This window comes from Angustibacter sp. Root456 (genome assembly GCF_001426435.1).
GTDB lineage: Bacteria > Actinomycetota > Actinomycetes > Actinomycetales > Angustibacteraceae > Angustibacter.
In genome coordinates this window covers 42,794-63,809 of sequence record NZ_LMER01000001.1, presented here as the reverse complement: position 1 = coordinate 63,809, position 21,016 = coordinate 42,794, and the positions used below count along the sequence as shown (strand labels likewise).

Genomic DNA, 21,016 nt, shown 5'->3' with positions numbered 1-21,016 from the left:
GACGTCCAGCACCCCGAGGTTGCTTCGTGTTCGCCACCCTGTCCGACCGCCTGTCCGCCACGTTCAAGAACCTGCGCGGCAAGGGTCGCCTGTCCGAGTCGGACGTCGCGGCCACGGTGAAGGAGATCCGCACCGCGCTGCTCGAGGCCGACGTCGCCCTGCCCGTGGTCAAGCAGTTCACCGCGGCGGTGCGCGAGCGGGCCCTGGGCGCCGAGGTGAGCGGCGCGCTGAACCCGGCGCAGCAGGTCGTCAAGATCGTCAACGACGAGCTGGTGTCGGTGCTCGGTGGCCAGACCCGCCGCGTGCGGTTCGCCAAGACCCCGCCGACGGTGATCATGCTCGCGGGTCTGCAGGGTGCCGGTAAGACGACGCTCGCGGGCAAGCTCGCGCTGTGGCTGAAGTCGGAGGGTCACACGCCCCTGCTGGTGGCGGCCGACCTGCAGCGCCCCAACGCCGTCACCCAGCTGCAGGTGGTGGGCGAGCGGGCCGGTGTGCGGGTGTTCGCGCCCGAGAAGGGCAACCAGGGCGACGACCTCGACCAGGCGAGCGTGGGCGACCCGGTACGCGTGGCGCGCGACGGCGTCGCAGAGGCTCGCGCCCGCCAGCACGACGTCGTGATCGTCGACACCGCCGGCCGCCTCGGCATCGACTCCGAGCTGATGCAGCAGGCAGCCGACATCCGCGCCGCCGTGCAGCCCGACGAGGTGCTGTTCGTCATCGACGCGATGATCGGCCAGGACGCCGTCACCACCGCCCAGGCGTTCCTCGAGGGCGTCGAGTTCACCGGCGTCGTGCTGTCGAAGCTGGACGGCGACGCCCGCGGTGGTGCGGCGCTGTCGGTGGCGACCGTGACCGGCCGGCCGATCATGTTCGCCAGCACGGGCGAGAAGCTCGAGGACTTCGAGGTCTTCCACCCCGACCGCATGGCCAGCCGCATCCTCGACATGGGCGACGTCATGACGCTCATCGAGCAGGCGCAGAAGGCGTTCGACGCCGAGCAGGCCGAGAACATGGCCCGCAAGTTCGTCGAGGAGGAGGACTTCACCTTCGACGACTTCCTCGCCCAGATGCAGGCCGTCAAGCAGATGGGCTCGCTGAAGAAGATGCTCGGCATGATGCCGGGCATGGCCCAGATGAAGGACCAGCTCGACGCCATCGACGAGCGCGAGTTCGACCGCGTCGAGGCCATGGTGCAGTCGATGACGCCGTTCGAGCGCAAGCACCCCAAGCTCATCAACGGCTCGCGGCGAGCCCGCATCGCGCGCGGCTCGGGCCGCTCGGTGTCCGACGTCAACGAGCTGCTGCAGCGGCTCACCGAGGCGCAGAAGATGATGAAGCAGATGCGCCGCGGCATGGGTGCCATCCCGGGCATGGGCTCGCTGCCCGGCATGGGTGGCGGTAAGAAGGCCAAGGGCAAGGCGCCGCAGCGCAAGAAGGGCAAGAGCGGCAACCCGGCCAAGCGCGCGGAGCAGGAGCGCCTCGCCGCGCAGCGGGCGCAGGAGTCGCGGGGTGCCTCGCTGGGCTCGACGGGATCGCCGTTCGGTGCCGGCACGACGCCGGAAGAGGACGCTCAGGCGCTCAGCCAGCTGCCCGCGGGCTTCGAGAAGTTCCTCGGCCGCTGACCTTCCGTAGCCCTTGTGGCGCGGTGGCACCCCGCTGCACTCCTAGTGGAGGTGGGTGCCCCCGCTTCATTCGTGGAGTGCAGTGATCCTCCCCAGGAGTGCGCTGGTGTGCATGATCACGGCGGGACGGGGCGGACGGCGGGGAGCTGGCTACCGGCGTCAGCGCAGGACGCCGTAGGCGGCCTTGAGTCGCAGCACCCGCAGAGCGGCGGCGTCGACCTTGGCGCGAAAGGCCTTGTCGCTCTTGGCCTTCGCGTACAGCGCCGTGTACATCGCCGGTGCGTCGTCGGGGTCGACAGTGAGCACGACGTCCCCGCCGGCCGCGACGAGCTGCACCGCGCGGGAGCCGGCCGACCAGCGCTGCACCTGGCGTGCCTGACCCAGGTCGTCGCTGATGACGACGCCGTCGAACCCGAGGTCGCCGCGCAGCAGGTCCGTCACGACGGTGCGGGAGAAGCAGGCAGGGTGGTGGGGGTCGATCCGGCTGTAGACCGCGCTCGACATCATCACCATCGGCGTGCCCGCGGAGATGGCCGCGCGGAACGGCTGCAGGTAGGGATCGGTGCGGGTCGTCGTCCCATCCGTGACGCCGCTGGTGGTGTCGGTGTTGCCGCGGACCCGGCCGAGGCCGGGGAAGTGCTTGGCCGCGGTGGCGACGCGCGCCGTCGTCATGCCGGTGATGAACGCCGCGGCGTGGGCTCCCACGGTGTCGGGGTCGTGACCGAACTCGCGCGAGTACCGGCCGATGGGGGCGTTCGAGCGGCCCAGTGAGCTCGGCACGGTGTCGGCCACGGGCGCGAGGTTCACCTGCACACCGGCGTCCCGCAGCTGCTCTCCCCACTGCTGCGCGCGGACCTGCAGCGTGGCGGACGCCCACGTGCCTTGGCTCAGGGCGGACGGGATGTCGGAGAAGCCGGGGCCGGAGAGCACCTGCACCTGGCCGCCCTCCTGGTCGGTCGCGACGAGCAGTGGTACGCCGCCGGTCGCGGAGGCTCCGGCGTCCGACTGCAGCGCCCGGCTCACCCGAGCGGTCGCGGTGACCCCCAGCGCGCTGCGACCGGTGAGCATGACGTTGCCGGCGTGGTAGCGCGTCACGGCCCGGCGCGTGGCGGCGTCCGCGTGCTCGGCCGAGCTGCCCACCATCAGCAGCTGGCCCACGCGCTGGGCGAGGCTGAGGCGAGCCAGCGCCCGCTCGGCGCGGTCGGGCGTGGCCGTCGCCGTCGCCGTCGCCGTCGGGCTGGTCGTCGGAGTGCTTGTCGGAGAAGGCGTCGAGGTGGTCGTCGGGGACGCCGTCGCGGTGGTCGGGCCCGGTGACGGCGAGCCGCCGCCCGCGGTCGACGAGCACGCGGCCAGCACCACCAGCGCGCCCACCACCGTGCCGCTCCAGCGTCGTGTGCTGCTCATCGGCCTCCGTCCCCCGGGAGGCGAACGTACCTCGCGGATAGGGTGACGGCCATGGCTGCGGACGTGCTGCACCTCACCGGACCCGTGCTCGTCGGCCCGCACGAGGAGGTCGAGCAGGCCTGGGTCGTCGGCGGCCGGCTCACCTTCGAGCGCCCCACGGCGGCGGGCCATGACGTCGTCCGGATCGACGGGCACGTGCTGCCCGGCCTCGTCGACGCGCACTGCCACGTCGGCCTCGACGCCCACGGGGCCGTGGACGACGACACCACCCGCGCCCAGGCCGAGACCGATCGCGCCGCCGGCACGCTGCTGGTGCGGGACGCCGGCAGCCCGGCCGACACCCGCTGGATCGACGACGCGCCCGACCTCCCGCGCATCATCCGCGCCGGACGCCACATCGCCCGCACGCGCCGCTACATCCGCAACTTCGCCCATGAGATCGAGCCCGAGCAGCTCGTGACCCAGGTGCGAGCCGAGGCCCAGGCGGGCGACGGCTGGGTCAAGCTCGTCGGCGACTGGATCGACCGCGACACCGGCGACCTGGCACCGTGCTGGCCGGCCGACGTCCTCCAGGCCGCGATGGCCGCCGCTCACGAGCTCGGCGCCCGCGTCACGGCGCACTGCTTCAGCGAGGACAGCCTGCCCGACCTCATCGACGCCGGCATCGACTGCATCGAGCACGCCACCGGCCTCACGGACGAGACGATCGAGGCCGCAGCCGAGCGCGGGGTGGCCATCGTCCCCACGCTCGTCAACATCGCGACGTTCCCGACGATCGCCGACAGCGCCGAGGCGAAGTTCCCGGTCTACGCGCGACACATGCGGGACCTGCACGCCCGCCGCTACGACACCGTGCGCGCCGCGTTCGAGGAGGGCGTGATGGTGTTCTGCGGCACCGACGCCGGCGGTTCCCTGCCGCACGGACTGGCCGCGCAGGAGGTCGCCGAGCTGCACCGTGCGGGCCTGCCGCGCCTCGACGCGCTGGCCGCCGCCACCTGGACGGCGCGAGAGTGGCTGGGCCGGCCGGCCCTCACCGAGGGGGCGTCCGCCGATCTCGTCGTCTACCCCGCCGACCCGCGCGAGGACCTCGGCGTGCTGGCCGACCCCGGTGCCGTCGTCCTGCGCGGACGCCGGTGGTGAGCGAGCCCCTCACCGCGCGTGGGGCGGGGGTGCACGTGCGCCCCGTGGCCCGCCAGGACGTCGAGCCCTACCGCGCGGCCTTCGCGGCGTCCGAGCAGCGGATCGCGCGCTGGAACCCCGTCGACCCGCGCCGGATCGAGGCCGACCTCGCCGAGCAGTCGCCCACCCGCCGCACGTTCGTGGTGCTGGCCGACGACCCTGCCGGCAGTCACGGGCTCGTCGGCCGGGTCAACGTGTCGAACGTCGTGCGGGGCACGTTCCACTCGGCGTCCATCGGCTACGACGCCTACGACCCGTACGCCGGACGCGGGCTGTTCCGCGAGGGTCTGCGGCTCGTCGTCGACGTCTGCCTGCGGGCCGAACGCGATGGTGGCCTCGGACTGCACCGCGTGGAGGCGAACGTGCAGCCGGGCAACGTGCGCTCGGCGCTCGTGCTGCGCTCCCTGGGCTTTCGGCACGAGGGCGAGACGCCCCGCATGCTCCGGCTCGTCGGTCCGGACGGCCTGGCCTGGCGCGACCACGAGCGCTACGCGGTCACGGCCGAGGAGTGGCCGGCCGAGCCGTACGCGCCGCATCGCCGCGCGCGGCGCGTCGTGCTGGTCAACGGGCTGCCCGGTGCGGGGAAGTCGACGCTCGCGCGGGCCCTGGCGCAGGAGCTGGCGCTGCCGCTGCTCAGCAAGGACGCGGTCAAGGAGGCCGTCGGGGCGTCTCTGGCGGCTGCGGACGCCGAGCAGTGGGACGGCCGGTCGCCAGTGCTGGGTGCCGGCTCCACCGAGGCGCTGTGGAGCCTGCTGGCCGACTGCCCCAGTGGGGCCGTGGTCGAGAGCTGGTGGCCGACGTCGGCGCGACACCTCGTCAGCGCCGGGCTCGACCGGGCCGGGGTCGACCCGGCCGGCACCGTGGAGGTCTGGTGCGACGTCCCGGCCGACGTCGCCCGCACCAGGTACCTCGAACGCCTTCCGTCGCGGGCCGCGATCCACGGCGGCTCGGCCGGCCTCGCGCTGTGGGACAGCGGCGGCGCGACCAGTGCGCACCCACTGGCCCTCGGCGACGTGGTGCGTTTCGACACCAGTGCGCCTCTCGAGCCGCGGGCGGTCGCGCGCCTGGCCCTCTGGGTGCGCGCCGAGCCGGGCCGCCCCCTACCCTGACCACCATGGGTGAGCCCCCCGCGACGACGGCGTCGCCGGACGTTCCGGTGCCCGTGTTCTTCCTGTCCGACAGCACCGGCATCAGCGCCGAGACCATGGGCAACGCCCTGCTCATCCAGTTCCCCCACCTGACCTTCGAGCGCCGGCTCATCCCCTTCATCGGCTCGGTGGAGGAGGCGCGACAGGTCGTGGCCATCCTCGACGAGGCGATGGACGGGCCCGTGACGCCGCTGGTGTTCTCGACCGCGGCGACGGAGGAGATCCGGCTCGAGCTCGGCAAGGCCCGCTGCCCGGTCATCGACTTCTACGAGATGCACATGTCGCGCGTGGAGCAGACCCTCGGCGTCAGCGCCCAGAACGTGCCCCGTCGGCTGCACGGCGTGGGTGACGTCCAGCGCTACAACTCGCGCATGCAGGCGATCGAGTACTCGATCCAGCACGACGACGGCCAGACGCTGCGCGCGATCGACCGCGCCGACGTGATCCTCATCGCGCCGTCGCGGTGTGGCAAGACCCCCACCTCGATGTTCCTCGCGCTGCAGCACGGGCTCTTCGTGGCCAACTACCCCCTGGTCGACGAGGACCTCGAGGGCACCGAGCTGCCGCGGCCGCTGCGCGAGCTCGCCGACCGGTGCTTCGGTCTGCTCGCCACGCCGACGCGCCTGGCCGAGGTGCGCCAGCAGCGCCGTCCGAACTCGCGCTACGCCTCGATCGACCAGTGCACGTTCGAGCTGCGACGCGCCGAGGCGATGTACCGCGCCCACCACCTTCCGGTCATCAACTCCACCACTAGGTCCGTGGAGGAGATGGCCGCGCTGATCGTGCAGACTCTCAGCGACCGACGCCAGCCCGGCCGACCCCGCCTGCGGGAGTGGGTCGATCACACCCTCACCAAAGGAAGCGATCTATGAGCGACGACGTCCGGTGGTTCTCCAGCCTCGGCATGGGTGATCTCGACCAGGTCGGGGGCAAGAACGCCTCGCTGGGCGAGATGGTCAGCAACCTCGCCGACGCCGGGGTGAGCGTGCCCGACGGCTTCGCCACCACCGCCGACGCGTTCCGCTCGTTCCTCGGCGAGACCGGCCTCGCCGACCGGATCGCCGAGCGGCTCGCCTCGCTCGACTCCGACGACGTCCAGGCCCTGGCGGCCGCGGGCACCGAGATCCGCCGCTGGGTCATCGAGCAGCCGCTGCCGCAGCACCTCGAGACGGCGATCCGCGAGGCCTTCGCGACCCTGGCCGGCGACGACGAGGAGGTGTCGTTCGCCGTCCGCTCGAGCGCCACGGCCGAGGACCTTCCCGACGCCTCCTTCGCCGGCCAGCAGGACACCTTCCTCAACGTGCGGGGCATCGACGGGGTGCTGCGGGCCATCCGCGAGGTCTTCGCCTCGCTCTACAACGACCGCGCCATCGCCTACCGCGTGCACCACGGCTTCGAGCACGCCGAGGTCGCGCTGTCGGCGGGAGTGCAGCGGATGGTGCGCTCGGACGTCGGCGCGTCCGGCGTGATGTTCACCATGGACACCGAGTCCGGCTACGACGACGCGGTGTTCGTCACGTCGTCGTACGGCCTGGGCGAGGCCGTCGTCCAGGGTGCGGTGAACCCCGACGAGTTCTACGTCTACAAGCCCGGTCTGCGGGCGGGGCGCCCGGCGATCCTGAAGCGCGGCATCGGCACCAAGGCCACCAAGATGGTCTACACCGACGACCGCACCGTCGGCCGCTCCACGGAGTTCGTGGACGTCGACCCCGCCGACCGCGCGCGCTTCAGCCTCACCGACGCCGAGGTGACCGAGCTGGCGCGGCTCGCCGTCGCCATCGAGGACCACTACGGGCGTCCGATGGACATCGAGTGGGGCAAGGACGGTGTCGACGGACGGCTCTACATCCTGCAGGCTCGGCCGGAGACCGTGCAGTCTCGGCGCTCGGCGACCACGATGCAGCGGTTCCGGCTCAACGAGCGCGGCGACGTCATCGCCGAGGGCCGCGCGATCGGGCAGAAGATCGGCGCCGGGCCGGTGCGTGTGCTGCAGTCAGCCGAGCAGATGAGCCAGTTCTCGCCGGGGGAGGTGCTCGTCGCCGACATGACCGACCCTGACTGGGAGCCGATCATGAAGCGTGCCAGCGCGATCGTCACCAACCGCGGTGGCCGCACGTGCCACGCCGCGATCATCGCTCGCGAGCTCGGCATCCCGGCCGTCGTCGGCACGGGGTCGGCGACACGCGACCTGGCCGACGGCCGCGAGGTCACGGTGTCGTGCGCCGAGGGCGACACGGGGTACGTCTACGAGGGCGTGCTCGACTTCGAGGTCATCGAGACCGACCTGCAGGCCATGCCCGAGCTCGACGTCGACATCATGATGAACGTCGGGACGCCTGACCAGGCCTTCGCGTTCTCGCGGCTGCCGAACGCCGGCGTCGGGCTCGCGCGGCTGGAGTTCATCATCAACCGGCAGATCGGCATCCACCCGCGGGCGCTGCTGGAGCTCGACACGCTGGACGAGCCGCTGCGCTCGCAGGTGAGCGAGGCCGTGGCCGCGTACCCCAGCCCGCGCGACTACTTCGTGCAGCGGGTGGCGGAGGGCGTGGCCACCATCGCGGCGGCGTTCGCGCCGAAGCCGGTGATCGTGCGGATGTCGGACTTCAAGTCGAACGAGTACGCGAACCTGCTCGCCGGTGACCGGTTCGAGCCCCACGAGGAGAACCCCATGATCGGGTACCGCGGCGCGTCGCGGTACGTCTCCGAGCAGTTCCGCGACTGCTTCGCGATGGAGTGCGAGGCGCTGCGGTACGTGCGTGACGAGATGGGGCTCACCAACGTCAAGGTGATGATCCCGTTCGTGCGCACGGTCACCGAGGGACGCCGGGTCGTCGAGCTGCTGGCCGAGCAGGGTCTGCGCCGCGGCGAGAACGACCTGCAGGTCATCATGATGTGCGAGCTGCCCTCGAACGCCGTGATCGCCGAGCAGTTCCTCGAGCACTTCGACGGCTTCTCGATCGGCTCGAACGACATGACGCAGCTGACGCTGGGCCTCGACCGCGACTCCGCACTGGTGGCCGAGTCGTTCGACGAGCGCGACCCGGCCGTGCTGTTCATGCTCGAGCGGGCGATCGAGGCGTGCACGGCGGCCGGCAAGTACGTCGGCATCTGCGGCCAGGGGCCGAGCGACCACCCGGACCTCGCCGAGTGGCTCATGCAGCGGGGGATCGCCTCGATGTCGCTCAACCCCGACACCGTCGTCGACACCTGGAACCGCCTGGCGAAGGTCGCCAAGGGCTGAACCCCCGGCCTGTGTCGAGGCGTGGTCGAGAGAACCGGCCACGTCTGGCAGAATGGTCGGCCGTACCGGTGCGTCGCGGCCCCTCTCTCCGCCTCGCGCCGTGTCCCGAGCGCCACGGCACCCGAGTCCCCACCCGGGAGCCCGCCGCGCCACCCCACGCAGACACAGGAGTGACCACACCCGTGGCCGTCAAGATCCGTCTCAAGCGCCTGGGCAAGATCCGGGCCCCGTACTACCGCGTCGTCGTGGCCGACTCGCGCACCAAGCGCGACGGTCGCTCGATCGAGGAGATCGGCAAGTACCACCCGACCGAGGAGCCGTCGCTCATCGACATCGACTCCGAGCGGGCGCAGTACTGGCTCAGCGTGGGCGCGCAGCCCACCGAGCAGGTGCTGGCGCTGCTCAAGGTCACCGGCGACTGGCAGAAGTTCAAGGGCCTGCCGGGTGCCGAGGGCACGCTGCGCACCCGTGAGCCGCGCCCCGACCGCGACGCGCTGTTCAACGAGGCCGCTCGCGCCTCCGCGGGCGATGCGGTCAAGGAGGGCGCGACCACGCCCAAGAAGAAGGCCGCCAAGAAGGCCGAGCCGAAGGTTGACGAGGGTGCCGCTGAGCAGACCGCCGACGCCTCGGCCGACGAGGCCGCCACCACCGAGGCCTGAGCGTGCTCGAGAACGCCCTCGACCACCTCGTCCGCGGCATCGTCGAGCACCCGGACGACGTCACCGTCCGCCGGGTCGACGGCCGTCGCGGCGAGATGCTCGAGGTGCGCGTGCACCCGGACGACCTCGGTCGCGTGATCGGACGGTCGGGGCGGACGGCGAGCGCGCTGCGCACCGTCGTCGGCGCCCTGGCCAGCGGCCGCTCGGTACGGATCGACATCGTCGACACCGACCGCGTGCGCTGACCAGCACCACCTGCGTCCGAGCACCTGACCGCACCGGTCGGGTGCTCGGACGCCGCTGTTTCCCGGCCGCTACGGCCGCCGCACCGAGGGAGTGAGCATGCAGCGTGTCGTCGCCCGCGTCGGACGGGCCCACGGGCTGCGCGGCGAGGTGAGCATCGAGGTGCGCACCGACGTCCCCGAGCAGCGGTTCGTGCCCGGCGCGACGTTCGTCACCGATCCCGCCGACGCCGGGCCGCTCACCCTCGAGACCGCGCGCGACCACAACGGCGTGCTGCTGCTGCAGTTCGCCTCCGTCGCCGACCGCACCGCCGCCGAGGCGCTGCGCGGCGTGCTGCTGCTGGTCGACGTCGAGACCTCTGACGAGCCGGACGCCTGGTACGAGCACGAGCTCATCGGCCTGCGCGTCGACGACCCGGCGGGGCAGGTGCTCGGCGAGGTCGTGCGCCTGGACGCCGGAGCGGCCCAGGACCTGCTGGTGGTGCGCACCGCCGCGGGCGCCGAGGTGCTGGTGCCCTTCGTGGCGGCCCTCGTGCCGGAGGTCGACGTCGCCGGCGGACGCGTCGTCGTCGACCCGCCCGGGGGGATGTTCGACCCGGACACCGAGGCCGACTGATGCGCGTCGACGTCGTCACGATCTTCCCGGCCTACCTGGACGCCCTGCAGCTCTCGCTCATCGGCAAGGCGCGCGAGCAGGGCCTGCTCGACGTGGCCGTCCACGACCTGCGCGACTTCACCCACGACCGGCACCGCACCGTCGACGACACCCCGTACGGCGGCGGCCCGGGCATGGTCATGCGACCCGAACCCTGGGGTGAGGCGCTCGACCACGTCGAGCAGGCGGGTCGCGCCGCCCTCGGCGACGACACGGTCACGCCGCACCTGCTCGTGCCCAGCCCCTCCGGCGTCCGGTTCACCCAGGCGATGGCCCACGAGCTGGCGGCCGAGCGCTGGCTGGCCTTCGCGTGCGGTCGCTACGAGGGCATCGACGAGCGGGTGCTGGACGACGCGGCCGGCCGCTGGCGGCTCACGCCGGTGAGCCTGGGGGACTACGTGCTCAACGGCGGCGAGGTGGCCGTGCTGGCGATCGTCGAGGCCGTCGCCCGGCTGCTGCCCGGCGTCGTCGGAAACGCCGAGAGCCTGGTGGAGGAGAGCCACGAGGACGGGCTGCTCGAGTACCCGGTGTACACCAAGCCGGCGTCCTGGCGGGGTCGGGAGGTGCCGCCGGTGCTGCTGTCGGGCCACCACGGCGCCGTCGCGCGCTGGCGCCGCGACGAGCGGCTGCGGCGCACGGCGGTGCGCCGTCCCGACCTGCTGGCGGCCCTCGACCCGGCCGCGCTCGACGCCGCCGACCGGGCGGCGTTGCAGGGCCAGCGCGACGGATTTCAGGCCGAGCCCCCCGCTGTGGCAGACTAGGCCCTCGCGCCACGCACCGGCCGCGTCCCCGCCACGGGGGAGACGCACGCGCCGACTCGGTGGCGAAACCTGACCACGATGACCGTGGGTGACCCGTGGCACCTGCGAGAACGGACGCGCCATGCACATCCTCGACTCTGTTGACGCCGCGAGCCTGCGGGACGACGTCCCTGAGTTCCGCCCCGGCGACACGCTGAAGGTCCACGTCAAGGTCGTGGAGGGCAACCGCTCGCGCATCCAGGTCTTCCAGGGTGCGGTCATCCGCCGCCAGGGCGACGGCGTCCGCGAGACCTTCACGGTCCGCAAGGTCAGCTTCGGCGTCGGCGTCGAGCGCACCTTCCCGCTGCACTCCCCGGTGATCGACAAGATCGAGGTCGTGACCCGCGGCGACGTGCGCCGAGCGAAGCTGTACTACCTGCGCGACCTGCGCGGCAAGGCCGCCAAGATCAAGGAGAAGCGCGAGACGCCGGTCTCGCGTTGACCACAGACCCCCAGCGGTCGGCTGCGCCCGGGACCCTCTCAGGAGTCCCGGGCGCCGCTGTCTGCGCGCCCGCGGTGAGTGGGTGCGGCCCGGCGTCCGCGATAGGCTCGCGGTGATGGACGTCGCCCCCCAGGACGCCGCCGGCGAGGCAGCCTCCGGTGCCGCACGGCACGAGACCACCGCGGATGGCGTGCGGCAGCAGACGGGGCATCGCCCCTGGTGGCGTGACCTGCCGATGCTCGTGGCGGCCGCCCTCGTGCTCACCCTCGTGGTGCGCACCTTCCTGGTGCAGGCGTTCTACATCCCCTCGGGGTCGATGGAGCCGACGCTGCAGATCGGCGACCGGGTGCTGGTGTCGAAGCTCAGCTACCGGCTGGGTGACATCCACCGCGGCGACGTCATCGTCTTCGACGGTCGCGACTCCTTCGCGGGCTCGCAGGAGGTCGCACCAGCGCACGGGCTGCTCGGCCGCGCGGCACGGCAGGTGGGCGCGTTCTTCGGCGTCTCGCCGTCCGAGAAGGACTTCACCAAGCGGGTCATCGGCCTGCCCGGCGACCACGTCGAGTGCTGTGACGCCGCTGGCCGACTGAAGGTCAACGACCGTCCGGTCGACGAGCCGTACGTCAATCCGGGCGACGCGCCGAGCACCACACCGTTCGACGTCGTCGTGCCTGCTGGGCGGCTGTGGGTCATGGGCGACCACCGCAGCGACTCGGCCGACTCACGGGCCCACCTGGGTGATCCCGGCGGTGGCACGGTGCCGGTCGACCGCGTGATCGGCAAGGTCTTCGTGCGGTTCTGGCCGTTGTCCCGGATCGGTGGCGTCGACGGCGCCCCCGCGGCGCGGCACTGATCAGCGGGGAGTGGACGTGAGCACTGACGACGACCGGCCGCAGCCGGAGGCGGAGTCCGCGGACGGCGCTCCGGCGTTTCGCAGCGAGAGGCACCGCGCGGCTGCTGCCGGCCAGCAGCCACCTGCCTCACGCCGCCGTCGGGCCGGTCTGGGGCTGCTCGGGGCACTGCGCGAGGCGGTGATCGTCGTCGGCATCGCGCTGGTGCTGTCGTTGCTGGTGAAGACGTTCCTCGTGCAGGCGTTCTACATCCCGTCGGTGTCGATGGAGAACACGCTGCTCGTGGGTGACCGCGTCATCGTCAGCAAGCTCACGCCCGGGCCCTTCTCGCTCAAGCGCGGCGAGGTCGTGGTGTTCACCGACCCCGGCGACTGGCTCGAGCAGAACGAGGTGCCGGTGCCCGACCCCGGGCCCCTGCGCCAGGTGCTGATCTTCGTCGGGCTGCTGCCCAACGACTCGGGCAACCACCTCATCAAGCGGATCATCGGCCTGCCTGGGGATCACGTCGTCTGCTGCGACGACCACGGCCGGCTCACGGTGAACGGCGTGCCGCTCGAAGAGCCGTACGTCCACCCGGGCGACCGGCCGTCCGAGAAGCCGTTCGACGTCCGCGTCCCGGCGGGGCAGCTGTGGGTCATGGGCGACCACCGCTCGGCGTCCGAGGACTCGCGCTTCAAGGGCTTCGTGCCGATCGACCTGGTGACGGGGCGAGCCATGGCGGTGGTCTGGCCGTTCTCGCGCGTCGACTGGCTCGGCGTCCCGCAGTCGACGTTCGCCCGGGTGCCCGCTGCGGGTGCGAGCACGCCGTAGGGTCGACCTGATGACGCTCATCGACCGTCCAGCGGCCCGACTGCTGTGCCTGGACCCCAGCGGCGCGCTGCTGCTGCAGCGCGTCGTCGACCCGGCCGAGCCCGACGTCGTGCGTTGGGTGAGTCCCGGTGGGGGAGTGGAGCCGGGCGAGAGCCCGCACGACGCCGCCTGCCGCGAGGCGTGGGAGGAGCTCGGCTTCAGCGTCGACGACCTCGCAGAGCCGGCCCTGACGTCGAGCAACGAGTTCGGTTTCGACGGCCGTCGTTACCTGGGCCACAACACGTTCTTCGCGCTGCGCACTGAGCGGTTCACCCCCGTGCCAGTCGGCATGAGCGAGCAGGAGCGGGCCTTCACGCTCGGGGCGCAGTGGCTCGGCCTCGAAGAGCTCGAGGCGCTCGTCGACTCCGGCGCTGCGGTCGCGCCGGCCGAGATGGTGCAGTGGCTGCCCGAACTTCACGAGCGACTGCCGCGCGAGCCGGTGCGCCCCACCGTCCGCGTGCTGGTGGTCGATGCCGACCACCGGGTGCTGCTGCTGCGCTCGCGCTCGGGCTTCTGGTTCCCCCCTGGCGGCGGGATCGAGCCGGGTGAGACCGCCACGCAGGCCGCGCGCCGCGAGCTCGTCGAAGAGCTCGGGCTGCACCTCGCGGACGACGGCGAGCTCGGCCCCTGCGTGTGGACCCGCCGGCACGTGCTGCCGTCCTTCGACCTGCGCGAGCGCTGGTACCTGCTGCGCGTGGGAGCGGGCGGCGCCGCGGTGGAGCTCGACCACTCCGGCTGGACCCCGCTCGAGCGCAGCACCCTCGACCAGGTGCGCTGGTGGACCCTCGACGAGCTCGCCGCCGAGCAGCGCGACATCCTGACCCCCCGCGCGCTGGCCACGCTCCTGCCGGCGCTGCTCGAGCAGGCCCGCAGCGGAGCCCTCGAGGGGGCCGACCCGGTGCAGGTGGGCGTGTGAGCCCCGCCGGCCGGGCGCCGTCCCTGCGGGTCGAGCGGGCGCTGCTGCGCGAGGAGTGCACGCTGCTCGCCGCCGTCGACGAGGTGGGCCGTGGCGCCTTGGCGGGGCCGGCCAGCGTGGGCGTGGTGCTCGTCGACGCGCGCGTGCGGACGGCGCCGGCCGGCGTCCGCGACTCCAAGCTGCTGACACCGGCTGCTCGCGAGGCGCTCGTGCCGCGCATTCGGCGGTGGGCCCTGGCCAGCGCGGTCGGGCACGCCAGCCCGCAGGAGGTCGACCACCTCGGCATCCTGGGCGCGCTGCGCTCGGCGGCGCGACGCGCGCTCGCCGCGCTGCCCGCCGAACCCGACCTCGTGCTGCTCGACGGCAACCACGACTGGCTCACCGACCCGGCGTCCGACGGCCTGCTCGCGTTCTGCGACGACGCGGTGGTGACGCCGCCCGTGCGCACCCGGATCAAGGCCGACCTGTCGTGCTCGTCGGTGGCGGCCGCGAGCGTGCTGGCCAAGGTGGAGCGCGACGCGATCATGCTCGACCTCGCGGCGCGCTTCCCGCAGTACGGCTGGGACGTCAACAAGGGGTACTCCACGCCTGAGCACGTGGCCGCGATCGCGCGGGCGGGCGCCTCGGAGCACCACCGGCTCTCGTGGCGGCTGCCGGCGTTCGGCGCCGCGCCGCGGGCCGAGGCAGCAGGTGTCGACGCCGTGGTCGATGATGGGCTGATGACGGAGGTGGGCCCGTGAGCGCTGAGGATCTCGAGAACTACGAGACCGAGATGGAGCTGTCGCTGTACCGCGAGTACCGCGACGTCGTGGGCCTGTTCTCGCACGTGGTCGAGACCGAGCGCAGGTTCTACCTCGCCAACTCGGTCGACGTGCAGGTGCGCTCTGACGGCGGCGAGGTGTACTTCGAGGTCACCATGAGCGACGCCTGGGTGTGGGACGTCTACCGGCCGGCCCGGTTCGTCAAGAACGTCAAGGTGATGACGTTCAAGGACGTCAACGTCGAGGAGCTGGAGAACAAGCCGGACCTGTCGTTGCCCAAGGACGCCGGCTTCTGACCTCTCCCGTGGGTTGGGCGCGGTGGCACCCCGTCGCCAACCTATGGCAGTAGGGGCACCCAGTCGCCGCCGCCGAATGCAGTGATGTTCCCCAGAACGGTCACCGTCGGACGTCGGACGGCGGCCGCGCCACCAGCGCCGACGTGGGCTGGTGCTCGGCGTGGGTCCCCCGGAACGCCCTGACCTCCGCGACGAAGCCGTGCTCGTTCTCCTGGACGTCGCTCGGCGCGACAGGCAGGAAGGGCACGTCGTAGCAGGCGAGGGCTCGTTGCAGCTGCTGCGTGCGCCGGTAGAGGCGCGGGCCGAGGTGATAGCGCATCGAGTCGATCTGCAGCGCGCACCCGATGTCGTCCCACCAGCCGTCCGGGGTGGCGACGTGCTCGCCGTCCACGGTGTAGAGCGCCCAGTTCCAACGTGGCTGCGGGATCCCGTGCCGCGCGAACACCTCCCGAGTGTGCGCCTCCGCCACCGAGCGCACGCCGGCGTGGATCTCGGCGACCGCTTCTCGCGGCAGCGCGCTTCGCTGGTTGGCTGCCGTCGACAGTGCCTCGATGAGGTCGCTCGCCGTGCACAGCCCACGCTGCACGACCTCAGCGACGAGCTCCCGCACGTCGCTGAGCCGCTGCATCTGGCGACAGGCGTCGATGACGCAGCGCGCGACCGGGGCCATCGCCAGACCGCTGTGCTGCGTGGGCGTCGGCATCGTGCGCGTGCGCTCGACCATGACGTCGGGGCGGCTCTGCTTGCGACGGTGGTGCGGCACCAGCACGTGCTGCGTCTGAACCCGCGCGACGGCCCGGACGCCACGAAGGCGCAAGGCCGCGGCTCCAGTGAGCATCGCGCCGTCACCGGCGTAGGTGAGCGCCGCAAGAGTGCGTTCGCGAGCGGTGGGTGTACCGGAGTGGGTGATCACCACCCCCGGGTGGGCGCGCTGCCAGGGTCCGCCGCGCCGGATGCGTTTGCAGATGGTCGACAGGCTCACGCCGAGCTGGACGAGCTCTCCGTGGCTGACCACGCGCTCGCGCACTCGCAGGAGGTCGTCAACGGCGGCGTGGTCGAGGGAACGGCGTCGAGGCATGCGACGACTGTGCCCGTCCGCGCGACGTTGCTGCCGCCGTCGCGTGGGCAGTTGTGGACGACGGGCCGCGTCTGGGTCCCGCAGCTTCATTCACCCAAGGCGACTGGGTGCCCCAGCTGCCATAGGTTGGCGACGGGGTGCCACCGCGCCCAACCCACGGGAGAGGTCGGTTTGGGTGGGGGAGGCCGGGCTGGGAGAATGGAGCGCGTGACCGCCACCGCCGACGCCCCCACCGTCGCGCCGCTGGCCATCGGCCCGCACGCCGTCGGGACGCCGGTGGTGCTGGCGCCGATGGCTGGCATCACCAACGCCGCCTTCCGCCAGCTGTGCCGCGAGCTCGCGGGTGAGGCGCTCGCGGACGCCGGCCTGCCCGGCGTGGGTGCGGGGGTCTACGTCAGCGAGATGGTCACCTCCCGCGCGCTGGTCGAGCGCACGCCCGAGTCCCTGCGCCTCATCCAGCCGGCCCCCGGCGAGCACCCGCGCAGCGTGCAGCTCTACGGCGTCGACCCCGCCACCGTCGGTGCCGCCGTCCGGATGCTCGTCGAGGAGGATCGCGCCGACCACGTCGACCTCAACTTCGGCTGCCCGGTGCCCAAGGTGACCCGCAAGGGCGGCGGCTCGGCGCTGCCCTGGAAGGCCACGCTGTTCCGCGACATCGTCCGGGCCGCGGTGCGCGCCGCCGAGCCGCACGGCGTGCCGGTCACGGTCAAGATGCGCAAGGGCATCGACGACGACCACCTGACGTTCCTGGACGCCGGCCGCGCGGCCGAGGCGGAGGGCGTGGCCGCCGTCGCCCTGCACGCTCGGACGGCGGCCCAGCACTACTCCGGTCATGCCGACTGGGACGCCATCGGCGAGCTCAAGGCCGCCGTCACCACCATCCCGGTGCTCGGCAACGGCGACATCTGGAGCGCCGACGACGCCCTGGCGATGGTGCGCCGCACCGGATGCGACGGCGTCGTCGTGGGCCGCGGCTGCCTCGGCCGCCCGTGGCTGTTCGCCGACCTCGCGGCCGCGTTCGCCGGGCGCGAGGTGCGTGTGCAGCCCACGCTCGCTCAGGTCGCCCGCGCCCTGCGTCGCCACGCCGAGCTGCTCGCCGAGCACTATGAAGCCGCGGGTCAGGACGGCGAGCTCAAGGCCTGCCGCGACATCCGCAAGCACGTCGCCTGGTATCTCAAGGGTTTCGTGGTCGGCGCGCACGTGCGGTCGAACCTCGGCCTCGTCGACTCCCTGGCCCGGCTCGACGAGCTGCTGGCCGAGCTGGATCTCACCCAGCCCTGGCCGGGTGACGCCGCCGAGGGCCAGCGCGGTCGCGCGGGCACGCCGCAAAAGCGCGTGGCCCTGCCCGAGGGCTGGCTCGACAGCCGCGAGCTCGAGGGCGAGTCCGCGCGGGCGATCCGCGAGGCCGAGCTGTCGGTGAGCGGCGGGTGAGCGGCGGGTGACCCGCCTGCCGGACGGCTCGCGCGGCACGGCCCTCGTCACGGGCGCCAGCCGCGGCATCGGCGCCGCGACGGCCCTGCGCTGCGCAGCGGCGGGCTGGGTGGTCGCAGTGAACTACCGCCAGGACGCCGCTGCGGCCGCGAGCGTCGTCGAGGCCATCCGCTCCGCAGGAGGCAGCGCCCAGGCCGTCCAGGCGGATCTCACCGACGACGCTCAGGTGGTCGCGCTGTTCGAGCAGCTGGACGAGCGCCTGCCGCCGCTCACTGCCCTGGTCAACAACGCCGGCGTGGTGGACGTCGCGGCGCGGGTCGACGAGCTCAGCGCGCAGCGGGTGCGGCGGATGTTCGAGGCCAACGTCTTCGGTGCCTTCTCGTGCGCCCGCGAGGCGGTGCGGCGCATGTCCACCCGCCACGGCGGCACGGGCGGTGCGATCGTCAACGTGTCGTCGGCCGCGGCCCGCCTGGGCTCCGCCGGCCAGTACGTGGACTACGCGGCAGCCAAGGCCGCGATCGACACGTTCACCCTCGGCCTCGCGCAGGAGGTCGCCGGCGAAGGTGTCCGCGTCAACGGCGTGCGTCCCGGCATCATCGACACCGGCATCCACGCGAGCGGGGGCCAGCCCGACCGCGCGTGGCGACTCGCCTCCACGGTGCCCCTCGCGCGTCCGGGCACCGCCGAGGAGATAGCCGCCGCGATCGTGTGGCTGCTCTCGGACGACGCGTCCTACGCCACCGGGGCCGTGCTCGACGTCAGCGGCGGCCGCTGAGGCCGCGTAACCTCCTCGGGCTCGGCTCGTTGACCCGGCTGGTGGGGACATCGGGTCCCGGGCCGTTCATCGGTGGAGGCAGCCGTGGTTCGTGCACATCGTCCAACTCGTCCGTTGGCACTCGTCGCGGCCATGGCCGCCGCGGCACTCGTCGCGACCTCGGTGGCCGCCCAGGCGGCGACCCCCGCCGACGGCTCGGTGAGCGACACCTCGACGACGACGTCCTGGACGGCGGGCCCGTTCGCCGTCCCCAACGTCACGGGGACCGCCGGCGACATCACCTGCTCGGCGGCGACGCCGTGCGACGACTACACGCTGAAGGTCGACACGCCGGCCGGCTACGGCGACGGCCACCAGCTCAAGGTCAGCGTCGACTGGACGCAGGCGGCGGCCGACTTCGACATCTACCTGCTCGACGCCGCAGGCAACGTGCTCTCGAGCTCGGCGTCGAGCGCCAAGCCTGAGACGATGATCGTCCCGCCGGACGCCGGCACCTACACCGTGCGCGTGGTGCCCTACGCCCCGCTCGGTGACTCCATCAGGGGCACCGCGACGCTGACGAGCACCCCACCCGACCCCGCGCCGAGCACGGCCACGCGGCCGACCTACGGCACCTACGCCCCGCCGGAGTCGCTCAGCGCCGACGTCCACAACGCGGGTGAGCCGTCGATCGGCGTCAACCACCAGACCGGCGCGGTGATGTACCAGGCGTACACCTCGACGTTCAAGGCGACGTTCGACGACGCCACCGCGCCGGCGAAGGCCACGTGGTCCGACGTCAGCGCCACGGCCACCAACGGGTGCCTCGGCGGCAGCACCACGAGCCTCGACCCGATCCTGTTCACCGACCACCAGACCGGGCGCACGTTCGAGTCCCAGCTCGCCGGCAAGGCCGCGCTCACCTGCTACACCGACGACGACGGCACGAGCTGGCACAACACCACCGGCTCGGGCATCAACTCCGGCGTCGACCACCAGACGATCGGTGGCGGGCCGCTGCCCAGCGGCGCGAGCAACCTGCCCACCACGAGCTACCCGAACGCCGTCTACTACTGCAGCCAGGACATCGCCGACGCCTCGTGCGCCCGCAGCCTCGACGGCGGCACGACGTACGGCCCGGCCGTCCCGATGTACTCCCTGCTCGACTGCGGTGGCCTGCACGGGCACGTGAAGGTCGCGCCCGACGGCACCGTCTACGTGCCCAACAAGGGCTGCGGGGCCAACCAGGCCGTCGCCGTCTCGACCGACGCCGGCACCACGTGGTCGGTGCGTCCCAACCCCTCCAGCACGCCCGGTGACTCCGACCCCAGTGTCGGCATCGGCTCGGGTGGCACGGTCTACATGGGCTACCAGGCCGCCGACGGCAGCGCGCGCGTCGCGGTGTCGCACGACCAGGGCCGCACCTGGCAGCACGACCAGAACGTCGGCGCCCAGCTCGGCGTCAAGAACGCGGTGTTCCCGGCGGTCACCGCCGGCGACGACGACCGCGCCGCCTTCGCCTTCATCGGCACCACCACTGGCGGCAACTACCAGGACCAGGCCACCTTCGCGGGCGTGTGGCACCTGTACGTCGCCACCACCTACGACGGCGGCCAGACCTGGGGCACGGTCGACGTCACGCCGAACGACCCCGTGCAGCGCGGGTCGATCTGCACCGGCGGCACCACGTGCGGGAACGACCGCAACCTGCTGGACTTCATGGACATCACGACGGACGCCGACGGCCGGGTGCTCGTGGGCTACGCCGACGGCTGCACCGCGGTCTGCGCGAGCGGCGGTGCGCAGAACTACGACGCCCTGGCCTCGATCGCCCGCCAGTCCGGTGGACTGACGCTGCGCGCGGCGGCCGACCCGCAGCCCAACCTCACGGTCGCGTCGCTGAGCACGAGCGTGTCGGCCAACCGGACGGGCACGGCCACCGCCGTGCTCACGAACACGGGCGCGGCGACGGCCAAGGGCTCGGCGCTGCGGGTGCTGCTGGACGGCGTGGCCGTCGGCACCAGCCCGATGACCGACCTCGCGCCGGGGGAGTCCCGCACGGTCACGCTCAGCCTGGGGTCACGACTGGCCAAGGGCAGCAGCCACGCGGTGCTGGCCGTGGCCGACCCCGACCAGCTCGTGGCGGAGTCCGACGAGGCCGACAACAAGCGCGCGACGTCGGTGACGGTGCGGTGAGCGCCCTGCTGCGGGGCGCGCTGGCCGGCGTCGCCGCCCTGGCGGTGCTGGCTGCCGCCGGCGGGTGCGCCGACCCGGACCTGAAGGCCGCCGACGCCGAGGCCACGAGTGCGCTCGGCAGCGGCTGCCACCCGAGCCCCTCGCCCGGGGCCCGAACGACCCTGCCGGACGACGTCGCCGCCCTCCCGCTGCTACCGGACGGTGCCGTGGTCACCGGGGTCGAGTCACGGTCCGGGCAGCGGACGGTGGTCAGCGCCGTCGTGGAGCGGCCGTTCGACGAGGTGCTGCCGCAGCTGCGACGCACCTACGAGCAGGGCGGTCTGGTGCTCGACCACGGTGAGGTCGAGGAGCACGACGCCGAGTCGGACTTCCACGGCCAGGGCGTCAAGGGGCGCTGGGGCCTGCGCACCGCGGCGGGCTGCGACGGCGCGACGACCGTCAGCGTGGTGGTGGCTCCGGCGTCCTGAGGGGCCGCTGTCGGCGACCCGCATT

General features: G+C 72.8%; 21 protein-coding genes. 19 read left to right on the top strand and 2 right to left on the bottom strand.

Annotated elements, in window-relative coordinates; translation table 11 throughout:
- The first annotated feature begins 26 nt into the window (after positions 1–26).
- The gene (gene ffh, locus ASD06_RS00350) at positions 27–1,622 is read left to right on the top strand and encodes a signal recognition particle protein (protein WP_056671719.1); all 1,596 of its coding nucleotides are present in this window, start codon (positions 27–29) and stop codon (positions 1,620–1,622) included.
- Positions 1,623–1,781: 159 nt separating this feature from the next.
- Here the strand turns inward: ffh and ASD06_RS00345 are convergent, their stop codons facing one another.
- A complete protein-coding gene (locus ASD06_RS00345; protein WP_082537549.1) occupies positions 1,782–3,026 on the bottom strand; it encodes a glycoside hydrolase family 3 N-terminal domain-containing protein in 1,245 nt (414 codons plus the stop codon).
- Positions 3,027–3,077: 51 nt separating this feature from the next.
- Here ASD06_RS00345 and ASD06_RS00335 point away from each other — a divergent pair, with 51 nt between their 5' ends.
- The 14 genes from ASD06_RS00335 to ASD06_RS00270 all read left to right on the top strand — a co-directional run bounded on the left by ASD06_RS00335 (position 3,078) and on the right by ASD06_RS00270 (position 15,065).
- Positions 3,078–4,166 (top strand): amidohydrolase family protein, encoded by a 1,089-nt coding sequence (locus ASD06_RS00335; protein ID WP_056672843.1) that lies wholly within the window; start codon positions 3,078–3,080, stop codon positions 4,164–4,166.
- Positions 4,163–5,314 (top strand): GNAT family N-acetyltransferase, encoded by a 1,152-nt coding sequence (locus tag ASD06_RS19205; RefSeq protein WP_200941763.1) that lies wholly within the window; start codon positions 4,163–4,165, stop codon positions 5,312–5,314. Before ASD06_RS00335 ends, ASD06_RS19205 begins: the two co-directional genes overlap by 4 nt.
- Positions 5,315–5,319: 5 nt before the next feature.
- On the top strand, positions 5,320–6,225 hold the full coding sequence (locus ASD06_RS00325; RefSeq protein ID WP_082537548.1) for a pyruvate, water dikinase regulatory protein: 906 nt from the start codon (positions 5,320–5,322) through the stop codon (positions 6,223–6,225).
- Positions 6,222–8,594, top strand: a complete 2,373-nt coding sequence (gene ppsA, locus ASD06_RS00320) for a phosphoenolpyruvate synthase (protein WP_056671713.1) — start codon at positions 6,222–6,224, stop codon at positions 8,592–8,594. The genes ASD06_RS00325 and ppsA overlap by 4 nt, the downstream gene beginning before the upstream one ends.
- Positions 8,595–8,776: 182 nt before the next feature.
- Positions 8,777–9,253, top strand: a complete 477-nt coding sequence (gene rpsP, locus ASD06_RS00315) for a 30S ribosomal protein S16 (protein WP_056672841.1) — start codon at positions 8,777–8,779, stop codon at positions 9,251–9,253.
- Positions 9,254–9,255: 2 nt separating this feature from the next.
- Complete coding sequence (locus ASD06_RS00310; protein ID WP_056671710.1) at positions 9,256–9,498, top strand: RNA-binding protein; 243 nt, start codon at positions 9,256–9,258, stop codon at positions 9,496–9,498.
- 97 nt (positions 9,499–9,595) lie between these two features.
- Positions 9,596–10,111 (top strand): ribosome maturation factor RimM, encoded by a 516-nt coding sequence (gene rimM / locus ASD06_RS00305; RefSeq protein ID WP_056671708.1) that lies wholly within the window; start codon positions 9,596–9,598, stop codon positions 10,109–10,111.
- Positions 10,111–10,911, top strand: a complete 801-nt coding sequence (gene trmD / locus ASD06_RS00300) for a tRNA (guanosine(37)-N1)-methyltransferase TrmD (RefSeq protein ID WP_056671705.1) — start codon at positions 10,111–10,113, stop codon at positions 10,909–10,911. The genes rimM and trmD overlap by 1 nt, the downstream gene beginning before the upstream one ends.
- Before the next feature lie 121 nt (positions 10,912–11,032).
- Positions 11,033–11,392: a 50S ribosomal protein L19 gene (gene rplS / locus ASD06_RS00295; protein ID WP_056672839.1), complete on the top strand. Its 360-nt coding sequence runs from the start codon at positions 11,033–11,035 to the stop codon at positions 11,390–11,392.
- A gap of 115 nt (positions 11,393–11,507) precedes the next feature.
- Positions 11,508–12,245 carry a signal peptidase I gene (gene lepB / locus ASD06_RS00290; RefSeq protein WP_056671703.1) on the top strand — a complete coding sequence of 246 codons (738 nt, stop codon included), beginning with the start codon at positions 11,508–11,510 and terminating at the stop codon, positions 12,243–12,245.
- A gap of 16 nt (positions 12,246–12,261) precedes the next feature.
- Entirely contained in the window at positions 12,262–13,053 is a 792-nt protein-coding gene (lepB, locus tag ASD06_RS00285; RefSeq protein ID WP_082537624.1) for a signal peptidase I, read from the top strand.
- A 10-nt stretch (positions 13,054–13,063) separates the two neighbouring features.
- Entirely contained in the window at positions 13,064–14,008 is a 945-nt protein-coding gene (locus ASD06_RS19065) for an NUDIX hydrolase (protein WP_056671701.1), read from the top strand.
- Complete coding sequence (locus ASD06_RS00275) at positions 14,005–14,748, top strand: ribonuclease HII (protein ID WP_056671698.1); 744 nt, start codon at positions 14,005–14,007, stop codon at positions 14,746–14,748. The genes ASD06_RS19065 and ASD06_RS00275 overlap by 4 nt, the downstream gene beginning before the upstream one ends.
- Positions 14,745–15,065, top strand: a complete 321-nt coding sequence (locus ASD06_RS00270; protein ID WP_056671695.1) for a DUF2469 domain-containing protein — start codon at positions 14,745–14,747, stop codon at positions 15,063–15,065. The genes ASD06_RS00275 and ASD06_RS00270 overlap by 4 nt, the downstream gene beginning before the upstream one ends.
- Positions 15,066–15,165: 100 nt before the next feature.
- On the opposite strand, the gene ASD06_RS00265 is transcribed toward ASD06_RS00270, so the two are convergent.
- The gene (locus tag ASD06_RS00265; RefSeq protein WP_056671692.1) at positions 15,166–16,143 is read right to left on the bottom strand and encodes a hypothetical protein; all 978 of its coding nucleotides are present in this window, start codon (positions 16,141–16,143) and stop codon (positions 15,166–15,168) included.
- 198 nt (positions 16,144–16,341) lie between these two features.
- Between ASD06_RS00265 and dusB the strand changes: the two genes are divergently transcribed.
- From dusB to ASD06_RS00245, 4 genes are all read left to right on the top strand, one after another.
- Entirely contained in the window at positions 16,342–17,574 is a 1,233-nt protein-coding gene (dusB, locus tag ASD06_RS00260) for a tRNA dihydrouridine synthase DusB (RefSeq protein WP_056671689.1), read from the top strand.
- A gap of 7 nt (positions 17,575–17,581) precedes the next feature.
- Positions 17,582–18,349, top strand: coding sequence for an SDR family oxidoreductase (locus ASD06_RS00255; RefSeq protein WP_235502146.1), 768 nt, complete (start codon positions 17,582–17,584; stop codon positions 18,347–18,349).
- A 114-nt stretch (positions 18,350–18,463) separates the two neighbouring features.
- Positions 18,464–20,524: a CARDB domain-containing protein gene (locus tag ASD06_RS00250; protein ID WP_157371416.1), complete on the top strand. Its 2,061-nt coding sequence runs from the start codon at positions 18,464–18,466 to the stop codon at positions 20,522–20,524.
- Complete coding sequence (locus ASD06_RS00245; RefSeq protein WP_056671684.1) at positions 20,521–20,991, top strand: hypothetical protein; 471 nt, start codon at positions 20,521–20,523, stop codon at positions 20,989–20,991. The genes ASD06_RS00250 and ASD06_RS00245 overlap by 4 nt, the downstream gene beginning before the upstream one ends.
- The last annotated feature ends 25 nt before the right edge of the window (positions 20,992–21,016 follow it).

Coding starts and splice junctions, on each gene's coding strand:
- ASD06_RS00325 (WP_082537548.1), top strand. CDS start 5,320: ATGGGTGAGCCCCCCGCGACGACGGCGTCGCCGGACGTTCCGGTGCCC.
- trmD (WP_056671705.1), top strand. CDS start 10,111: ATGCGCGTCGACGTCGTCACGATCTTCCCGGCCTACCTGGACGCCCTG.
- ASD06_RS00335 (WP_056672843.1), top strand. CDS start 3,078: ATGGCTGCGGACGTGCTGCACCTCACCGGACCCGTGCTCGTCGGCCCG.
- ASD06_RS00345 (WP_082537549.1), bottom strand. CDS start 3,026: ATGAGCAGCACACGACGCTGGAGCGGCACGGTGGTGGGCGCGCTGGTG.
- ppsA (WP_056671713.1), top strand. CDS start 6,222: ATGAGCGACGACGTCCGGTGGTTCTCCAGCCTCGGCATGGGTGATCTC.
- dusB (WP_056671689.1), top strand. CDS start 16,342: ATGGAGCGCGTGACCGCCACCGCCGACGCCCCCACCGTCGCGCCGCTG.
- lepB (WP_056671703.1), top strand. CDS start 11,508: ATGGACGTCGCCCCCCAGGACGCCGCCGGCGAGGCAGCCTCCGGTGCC.
- ASD06_RS00265 (WP_056671692.1), bottom strand. CDS start 16,143: ATGCCTCGACGCCGTTCCCTCGACCACGCCGCCGTTGACGACCTCCTG.
- rplS (WP_056672839.1), top strand. CDS start 11,033: ATGCACATCCTCGACTCTGTTGACGCCGCGAGCCTGCGGGACGACGTC.
- ASD06_RS19065 (WP_056671701.1), top strand. CDS start 13,064: ATGACGCTCATCGACCGTCCAGCGGCCCGACTGCTGTGCCTGGACCCC.
- rimM (WP_056671708.1), top strand. CDS start 9,596: ATGCAGCGTGTCGTCGCCCGCGTCGGACGGGCCCACGGGCTGCGCGGC.